The 9,008-nt window shown below is 39.8% G+C and carries 7 protein-coding genes; 6 read left to right on the forward strand and 1 reads right to left on the reverse strand.

Translation table 11 applies throughout. The features are described 5' to 3' along the window. Window positions 1-2,177, reverse strand: a 2,177-nt coding sequence (locus H5185_RS19505) for a transporter substrate-binding domain-containing protein (protein ID WP_182742924.1), incomplete at its 3' end; no start/stop codon positions are given. Between the two features lie 567 nt (window positions 2,178-2,744). Between H5185_RS19505 and cmoA the strand changes: the two genes are divergently transcribed. The 6 genes from cmoA to H5185_RS19535 form a co-directional block, all read left to right on the forward strand. After that, window positions 2,745-3,476, forward strand: a complete 732-nt coding sequence (cmoA, locus tag H5185_RS19510) for a carboxy-S-adenosyl-L-methionine synthase CmoA (protein ID WP_124018182.1) — start codon at window positions 2,745-2,747, stop codon at window positions 3,474-3,476. After that, a complete protein-coding gene (gene cmoB, locus H5185_RS19515; RefSeq protein WP_182723674.1) occupies window positions 3,473-4,465 on the forward strand; it encodes a tRNA 5-methoxyuridine(34)/uridine 5-oxyacetic acid(34) synthase CmoB in 993 nt (330 codons plus the stop codon). Before cmoA ends, cmoB begins: the two co-directional genes overlap by 4 nt. A gap of 25 nt (window positions 4,466-4,490) precedes the next feature. Further along, window positions 4,491-5,261, forward strand: a complete 771-nt coding sequence (locus H5185_RS19520) for an ATP-dependent zinc protease (protein WP_182698564.1) — start codon at window positions 4,491-4,493, stop codon at window positions 5,259-5,261. 8 nt (window positions 5,262-5,269) lie between these two features. After that, the gene (locus tag H5185_RS19525; RefSeq protein ID WP_124018179.1) at window positions 5,270-6,778 is read left to right on the forward strand and encodes an inactive transglutaminase family protein; all 1,509 of its coding nucleotides are present in this window, start codon (window positions 5,270-5,272) and stop codon (window positions 6,776-6,778) included. Next, window positions 6,778-7,734 carry an alpha-L-glutamate ligase-like protein gene (locus tag H5185_RS19530; protein WP_124018178.1) on the forward strand — a complete coding sequence of 319 codons (957 nt, stop codon included), beginning with the start codon at window positions 6,778-6,780 and terminating at the stop codon, window positions 7,732-7,734. Before H5185_RS19525 ends, H5185_RS19530 begins: the two co-directional genes overlap by 1 nt. Then, window positions 7,697-9,008 (forward strand): hypothetical protein (locus H5185_RS19535; protein ID WP_182742925.1); only part of this gene is annotated, 1,312 nt, incomplete at its 3' end. The genes H5185_RS19530 and H5185_RS19535, both read left to right, overlap by 38 nt.

A 9,008-nucleotide genomic window follows, 5' to 3' on the forward strand; every position in this document is an offset into this window, starting at 1 on the left:
CTGTTGAGATCTAACGATACCCATTTTTGATACATATTTTGTTGTTCGGTTTCATCAATAGTGGCAAGAACCCTATCAATTAAAGGCACCAAATTTTTAACCCCTGGAAATAAACCAATGTGGCTATGTTGCTCGGTAAGCTCAGCTAATAACGACATTTTTAAACTGGGATATTGGCCGCTTTTTAAGGTTGTCGCTAATGATGCCACCTGCTCAATAAACATATCCGCCGACCCATTAAGCACGGCTGCCATCCCCTGTTTAGTATCTGCAACAAACACTAATGTTATTCCCGGATATTGCTGACGCAACTGATCGACAATCTGATACCCCTCGACAACCGCTAAGCGTTTTCCGGTTACTTGTGAAATATTAAAAATGGGAGGTTGAGTTAAAGAAGTGACTATCGCCCAAGGAGATGGCCAATAGACTAATGAAAATGCCAGTTTACTTGCACGTTCAGGGGTTTTGGCCATACTGGCAACAAGATGAATATCGCCTTTAATAAGATCATCTATCATTTGGCGAAAATCATCGTAAGGCACAGGGATAATCGTTAAATTAAGTTGTTTGACTAATAAATTTTTAATGTCTGCATTAATCCCTAAAAATTCCCCATTTCTCCCTTGAAATTCCATCGGCGCCCAGTTTTTTAGGTAACCCATTTTAATGGCTCCTAAGCTACTGATATATTGCTTTTGCTGGGTCGTCAATTTAATGTTATGGGCAGAATTGGCAAAAAAACGATCATCGGGATTAATTAACCACTTACGCTCTATTTGCATTTGTTCTTCGACAGAAATTAGATTAAAACCGGCTTGAATTCGGTCCGCTAGACCGCTGTCATCAATCCGGGTTAAGACATACATATCGGTGGAAAATTCGATATCCGTATATTGACGAAATTCTGCCCACAGTTTATTTGCCAGCAAGTAATGCGATGCCATAGCTGCAGAAGACACAAAACCACTGATCTCTTTATTCTGAGCCGCTTTTACCATGCTGTCTAATGAATCATAAAAACGTAACTGAGCTTTGGGAAACGCTTTTTTCATCTCACTAATATAAGGTGCCGTTGGAAATACACCGATTCGCATCGCAATATCTTCAATGTTATTGATGCTTAAGTTAGCACTAAAAAAACGACTTTTGACTGAAATAATATGCCAAGCTTGTTTCAAACCTGTGCGCATATCTTTGCTTTCAGGATAACCAATATGGACATCAGCAACACCACGTTTAACGTCATCAATACTGCTGTTCATGTCACCAGCCACAAAATCAACATTAATACCGGTTTTTTCTGACCATAATTTCCATAAATCTACCAACATGCCATGTGGCAAACCGTCGGTACCAATATCGACATAAGGTTCAACGCCGTTTTGCATCGCAATAATGACACCCGATGTTTGTCGATGATAGCCTAACCAACGACGCTCTATTTGTTGGATAACGTTAGGCGGTATTAATTCAAAACCATGATTAATTTTATTAATAAGGTCTTGATCACCTTTGGCTACTGCAGGTGATATATTGATTTTTTCAATAGGAATACGTGACGAACTATAAAAATTCGCCGCGATATCTTGCTCTAAGGTCAAATTACGTTGATAGCCTTCCATACCAGCAAAAACAAACAACTCTCCATTCACGGCAGCTTGTAATAATTGTTCACGATTTTGATAATGCTTAAAGCTCAGCTTTGGCTCTAGCACTGATAATGTTGCCTCATGGGATGATCCTGTCACAACACCTATTTGATAAGGCACTAAGTCACTAATTTGTTTTTTACTATTGAGAGATTTATGAACGAATAAGTAGGAATTTACTGAGGTGAATGGCTTGGCAAAATCAAATTTTTTGAGACGCGCACTATTTTTAGACATGCCGATGTGAATATCGGCCTGTCGCTGTTCAAGTTGATCAAGGGACTGCTGCCAGTGTCGCGATACAAATTGCACCTTGGTATCAGTAATGACAGACCACTCACGCCATAAATCAACCAAAATACCTGAAGGAGTACCGTTTTCATTTAAATATTCAAATGGATAAGTATCTTCACCCATCACTATCACCAATGGTACTGAAGTATCGACTTTATCTGAATGCATTGCTTGCGCAGGTGATAATGCTAACGCAAATACTATTGCGAATATCCAAGGTATAAATTTCAAGTTTTTTCCCTAATACTTTCACTTGTTATAACAACCAACAACTCAAGCAATAAATCCAAAATGGAGTCAATATGAGACTTATCAGGCATTACTTGTCCATGTTGCCAATTGATTAACAAGCTTGATTAACATCCATAGCTGTGTGCTGTGCATCAACACACAAGACCAAGGTGAAGATGGCATTTTAACCGATGACGATCCCGATATGAGGCGACCAAAAGACCTTGTTAATATCATTATCAATACATGTCGCAAATGAAAAATATTGCTAATGTTGGTTACAAATACACAAATACACAAAAACGATATGGCGTATATTTTTGTTGCTTTTTTGTAACAAGGTTAAATAATATCATTAATCTATCTTGTGTCGTGCTAAATTTATGAATAGAAATTAATTTTTTAGCTCTTTGTACATATTATCAGCATTAATAAGCATTCAGAACCTTAGCTACCTATTATATCGTTAAATATATCAAAAAAAACGTACAAATTAGCAGTAGAATACTTGCTGCCGTTCATCATGATTAGTTAAAATACTGCTATCATTTTTTCACATTGCAACTCATGAACTCCCAACAAGATAAGATATACGCTCATGTGACAGATAAAATCACTGATTTTCAATTTGATCAACGTGTTGCAGGTGTATTTAATGACATGATACGCCGCTCTGTTCCTGGTTATGCCCAAATCATCAATACTATTGGCGATTTTGCTCATCGATTTGTCACACCTAGCAGCAATATATATGATCTCGGCAGTTCGTTAGGCTCTGCAACCTTAAGTATTCGTCGTCAAATTGAAGGTCGTCAATGCCAGATCTACGCTGTCGATAACAGCCAGTCGATGATTGACCGTTGTAATGAAAACCTTGCGGCATATGTCAGCGACATCAAAGTTAATTTACTGTGTGCCGATATCAGAGAAATTGACATTCAAAATGCGTCGATGGTGGTGCTAAACTTTACCCTACAATTTTTGCCTATTCATGATCGCGATGCTTTAATAAAACGTATTTACGATGGCATGCTTCCGGGCGGAATATTAGTCATTTCGGAAAAGCTATTCTTTGAAGATAATCATATACAACAGTTATTAGATGAACAGCATTTAGATTTTAAGCGCGCAAATGGGTATAGTGAGCTCGAAATCAGTCAAAAGCGCAGTGCGTTAGAAAACGTGATGCGTCCAGACAGCTTAAATGTTCATCAACAACGCTTAACCGAAAACGGCTTTAGTCACTTCTCAGTTTGGTTTCAATGTTTTAACTTTGCATCTATGGTAGCGATTAAATGATCAATTTCAGCTCTTTTTATAAAGACATTGCCGATTCTAACCTACAACACTGGTTAGAAACATTACCGGCAATTTTAGGTAAATGGCAGAGAGATCATAAACACGGTAACTTACCCAAATGGGAAAAAGTGCTCAATAAATTACATTATCCGCAACCCGATAATATAGATTTTAGCAGTAGTGTGACCATTGGAACCGGAGAGCAACTCAGCTCGGGACAAGCCGAAAAACTAACTAATTTGTTGGCCGTTTTTCAACCATGGCGTAAAGGTCCATTTTCCGTTCATGGTATTCAAATTGATACCGAATGGCGCAGCGATTGGAAATGGGATCGGGTTAAAGATTATATTTCGCCTTTAAAAAATCGCACCGTATTAGATGTCGGTTGTGGCAGTGGTTATCACATGTGGCGCATGTTAGGGGCTGGGGCAACGCGTGTTGTGGGCATTGATCCGTCACCGTTATTTTTATGCCAGTTTGAAGCAATAAAACGCATTGCGGGTAATCAACACCCAGTGCACTTATTGCCTCTTGGTATCGAAGAGTTACCAGCTTTAGATGCCTTTGATACCGTATTTTCAATGGGAGTGCTTTATCATCGTCGCTCACCAATCGATCATTTACTACAATTACGAGACCAATTAAGAATTGGTGGTGAACTGGTACTTGAAACACTGGTAATAGATGGCGACGAAAACGCGGTATTGGTTCCACAAGATAGATACGGCAAAATGAACAACGTTTGGTTTATACCATCTGTTGCAGCCTTAATGCTATGGTTAAAAAAATGCGAGTTTATTGATATTAGATGCGTTGACATCGATATCACCTCGCTTGCAGAACAACGTAGTACCCAATGGATGAAAAATGAATCTCTAGTTGATTATCTCGATCCAAATGATGTCAGTTTAACTGTAGAAGGTTATCCCGCTCCCAAGAGAGCCATCATCATTGCAACAAAGAACCAACCGAATCACGATTTAGTGTAAATAATACTATTCAACAGGAATTGACATGTTAAAGCAGGTAATTGCTCTATCCGTTGTAGCGGCCCTCATATCGGGTTGTACAACTACTCAAAAACCAATAACACCTCCGCTAACCAATGCTGATTTGAATAGCAGTTTGCAAGTTTCGCAAACCGTCATTATTGATGCTATACATTCACAAAGCAGTCAGCACATTGCCGACATTAGTGCGCTTTCTGATGAAGTCAGAAAGTTAAAGACGCAAGTCAGCACTGCAATGAGTCAGAAACCAAAAACGGTAATAGTTCAACCTCCAGTCTCCAAACCGGTTTCAGTGCCACTACAATGCCCTGAAAGTCTTATTGGTGAAAAATTTCTCCTTGGCGAAGTCGAAAGTGTTTTTATTGATGAGTTAAAAGCAAAGTTTGCCACCCGCATTGATACCGGTGCCGAGTCATCATCTTTGGATGCGCGCAATATCGTGTTATTTGAACGCGAAGGCGTTCAATGGGTTCGTTTCGGCGTCGTCACTAATAATGCAGATCAACCAGAAAATACCTTTGAATTTAAAGTAGAGCGCTTTGTTCGTATTAAACAAGATGCAGATTCAGATGATGATCGTCGTCCGGTTATTCATGCCCATTTGAAAATAGGTAAATATGCCGCCGAAACTGATTTAAATTTAACGGATCGAAGCCATCTTGATTATCCTTTGTTACTCGGTCGCAAGTTTATGAAAGATATTGCCATTGTTGATGTAGGTCAAATCTACATTCATGGTAAAGACAAAAACCAAATTACCACGTTAATTAAGTAGGATCCGTAATGCATTCTCGTAAACCGTTTTACATATTCGTTGCGCTGCTATTTATCATCGGGATCAGTACCAGCATATACCGTGGTATTGAACACAATGTGCCTTTTTTACCTGGTGAACAGGTTCAAAGTTGGGCCGTGGACGCTAAAATTAGTTTCAATGGCAACAATGAACCTGCTGAAGTCAATTTTTCATTACCTGACGATCCTGCATTTGATATTTTAGTTGAAAACGCATCATCGCCAGGTTATGGCTTAAACATTTCAGCCGATGCCAATAATCGTCGGGCAATATGGTCGATTCGTGAAGCGACAGGCTCACAAGCACTATATTATCGCGTAACTTTGGTTCCAACCGGTAAACTCACTATCGAAGCAGACCAGGAACCTGTAACACCTGAACCCTATTTATGGCCTGCAACTGAGAAATCAGCAGCCGACCAAATAATTGAAGAAGTATGGGCTCGTAGTGCAACGAATTTGTCATTTGCTCAGCAATTAATGAATTTGATTAATGATAATAACCAAAGCCAAAATATGGCCTTGCTACTATCGGCTAACACTTCAACCAATTTGTTTGTCCACATGTTGCACTCTAAAGGTGTACCGGCACGCATAGTGAACGGTTTACAACTTGAAGATCAACGCCGTCGCCAACAACTGACATCATATGTTCAAGTCTATAATGACGGTCAATGGGAGCTTTTTGATGTACCCAACAACAAGAAAGGCCGTGATAATACCTTAGTATTATGGGAATACGCAGGTCACCCAGTACTTGATGTCATGGGAGGTACTAATTCATTAGTTAACTTCTCCATGCTACAAGATACTCGTTCAGCATTAGCGACATCTATCGACATGATGATGAATGACGATGCCATGGATTTCTCCCTGTATCAGTTACCACTTGAAGAACAAAGCACATTTAAAGGCATTTTATTAATACCCATTGGAGTATTAGTTGTCGTGTTCTTGCGAGTGATTGTAGGCATCAAAACATCGGGTACATTTATGCCGGTATTGATCGCCTTGGCATTTATTCAAACGACCCTACTCACTGGCTTAATTGGTTTTTTACTGATTGTTGCCTTTGGTTTAATGATCCGCTCCTATCTGTCGACACTTAACTTACTGCTCATATCCCGAATATCGGCGGTTATTATTGTGGTTATTTTTATTATCGGCTTATTTACCTTAATCTCATTCAAATTAGGCTTAAGTGAAGGCTTAACCATTACGTTCTTCCCGATGATCATTCTGGCTTGGACCATTGAACGTATGTCGATTCTTTGGGAAGAAGAAGGCCCTAAAAAAGTCTTTGTTTCTGGTGGTGGTAGCTTATTTGTGGCGACATTGGCTTACTTAGCTATGGACAACCAATTAGTTCAGCATTGGGTATTCAACTTCTTAGGGATCCATTTAGTGATCTTAGCGTTGGTATTAGTAATGGGACAGTACACAGGTTACCGTTTAACTGAGTTAAAACGCTTTAGACCATTAGTTGGAGAACAATAATGAAGTACGCCTGGCCCTGGGAATTGAGCCGTAGCGGTGTACTCAACATGAACAGGCGCAATATTAGCTATATTGGTCGTTATAATCAGCGTAAGTTTTATAAACGCGTTGATGACAAGCTAATAACTAAACAACTTGCGCTTGCTAATGGCATTGCTGTTCCCGATTTAATTGGGGTTGTTCATCAGCAACATAAAATCCAAGAAATACCAGCAATGGTCCTTGACCGCAGTGGTTTTGTGATAAAACCTGCCAAAGGTTCTGGTGGCAAAGGTATTATGGTGATCACTAGGGTGAGCAATGGTTGTTATTATAAACCCAATGGCCACGAAGTGACTCAGAATGAAATTTACCGCCATGTATCTAATATTTTAAGTGGTTTATTTTCACTTGGTGGTAAGCCTGATGTGGCGATTGTCGAAGGATTAATTGAATTTGATCCGGTCTTTGAAGGGTTAAGTTATGAGGGTGTCCCTGACATCCGCTTAATTGTATTTAAAGGTTTTCCTGTCATGGGAATGTTGCGATTATCGACGGCGGCGTCTGACGGTAAAGCAAACTTGCACCAAGGCGCTGTCGGTGTTGGTTTAGACATTGCTACCGGTAACAGTTTACACGCGGTGCAATTTGACGTGCCTGTTGATAAACACCCAGATACCCACTTCCCGCTGTCGAACATAGTCGTTCCTCATTGGGAAACCTTACTTCACACGGCATCTAGTGCTTATGAAATGTGTGAATTAGGCTATTTAGGCACTGACATGGTGCTAGATAAAAACAAAGGCCCATTGTTACTCGAATTGAATGCCCGCCCCGGTTTAACAATTCAAATTGCCAATGGAAGAGGGATCTTACCTCGACTTAAGCATGTTGAAGCGATGAATAGCTCAGCAATGTCAGTTGAGGAACGTGTGGCTTATGCTAAAAAGCATTTTTGTAGCAACCCTATTTTTTAATCTTTTAGCCACAACACATGCTGTGGCTAATCCTTTAGCACTGTTCATCGAACAGTGCTTACAATATCAACCAGATTTAGCACAACAGACGCTTGTTTCTTTTCAGTCTGTAGAGCAACAAGCGGTTACATTTGAAAAAAATACACTGGCGTTAAATAATATTAACGACAGAATTCAATACTATCGCCCTTTTGCCAATAACAGCATCAATAGACAAGGCTTATTATGGTGCCAACTTCACCTTGCTGATGAACTTAATGCAGTCGTTAGCGCACCACAAACCTTATATCTCATTGACCAATTACCCTACCTTGCTCCGCCTTATAACCAATTAGGACAACGTTTAGAGACCATAAAACGTGCACAATGGCCAGTCATCGAAAAATCAAAATTGCATGGTGCCCAAGCCAGCATAGATCAAGCGTTATCGCAGCAACACTTTACCCTGCAGTTTAATCAACAAGATTGTGTGTTACCACAACGAACAGAAACCACAAACAAGCATCAAGATACTGAGCCTACCCAAAATACGAATATTGATATCAGTATTGCCAAATACTTAATTAAACAACCCAAAGAATACTGCAGAAAACAAGCCTGGCTCGCCTATCAAACTCGCGCTAAAGAACAACAGGTAGCAGCGGTTGAATCAATCCATTTTCTGCAACAGCAGCAAGCCCATCGTCAAGGATATACCAATACAGCTCAAGCTCAGCTGGCCTCTCATCGCTTAACGCCGCAGTTATTACAACAATTTTTAGATAGCCAAACTGCCAATATCGATATTGCGCCCTGGAATATTGCCCAGACGTTAAGTGACATAAGTAAATCATCTAGTATGGAAATGATGACAACAAATGTATTTCTACAGCAAATATTCACCAGTCTTAAGCCTCTTAACCTTAAATTTGAACTCATCACAATCGAAAAGCAGAGAGTAGAGGGAGAAACGTCATCTGATGATGGTCAACAAAACAGCTTAAATGAAACCCAGATTATTCGGGTATGGCATCAACAACGCTTACTCGGTGAAATTTTTACTTATCCACAAGCGGATCAACAATCACGTCAAGACGTTAATGGTCAATTGATAAAACAAACCGTCGTTGGTCATCAATTTGGCCAATATGCACTCAGTTTTCCACCACAATTAACCCGTGCAACACAACAACAAAAATTAATTAACCAATTAAGCCAAGCAATAGTATCCTTAGCACAAGGTGGAGAGTTTTATTTTCTCAACCATAAAGCGCAGAATACGGATGCTCACGCCA

This window comes from Shewanella sp. SG44-6, from assembly GCF_014164185.1.
In the GTDB taxonomy this organism is placed as follows: Bacteria; Pseudomonadota; Gammaproteobacteria; order Enterobacterales; family Shewanellaceae; genus Shewanella; species Shewanella vesiculosa.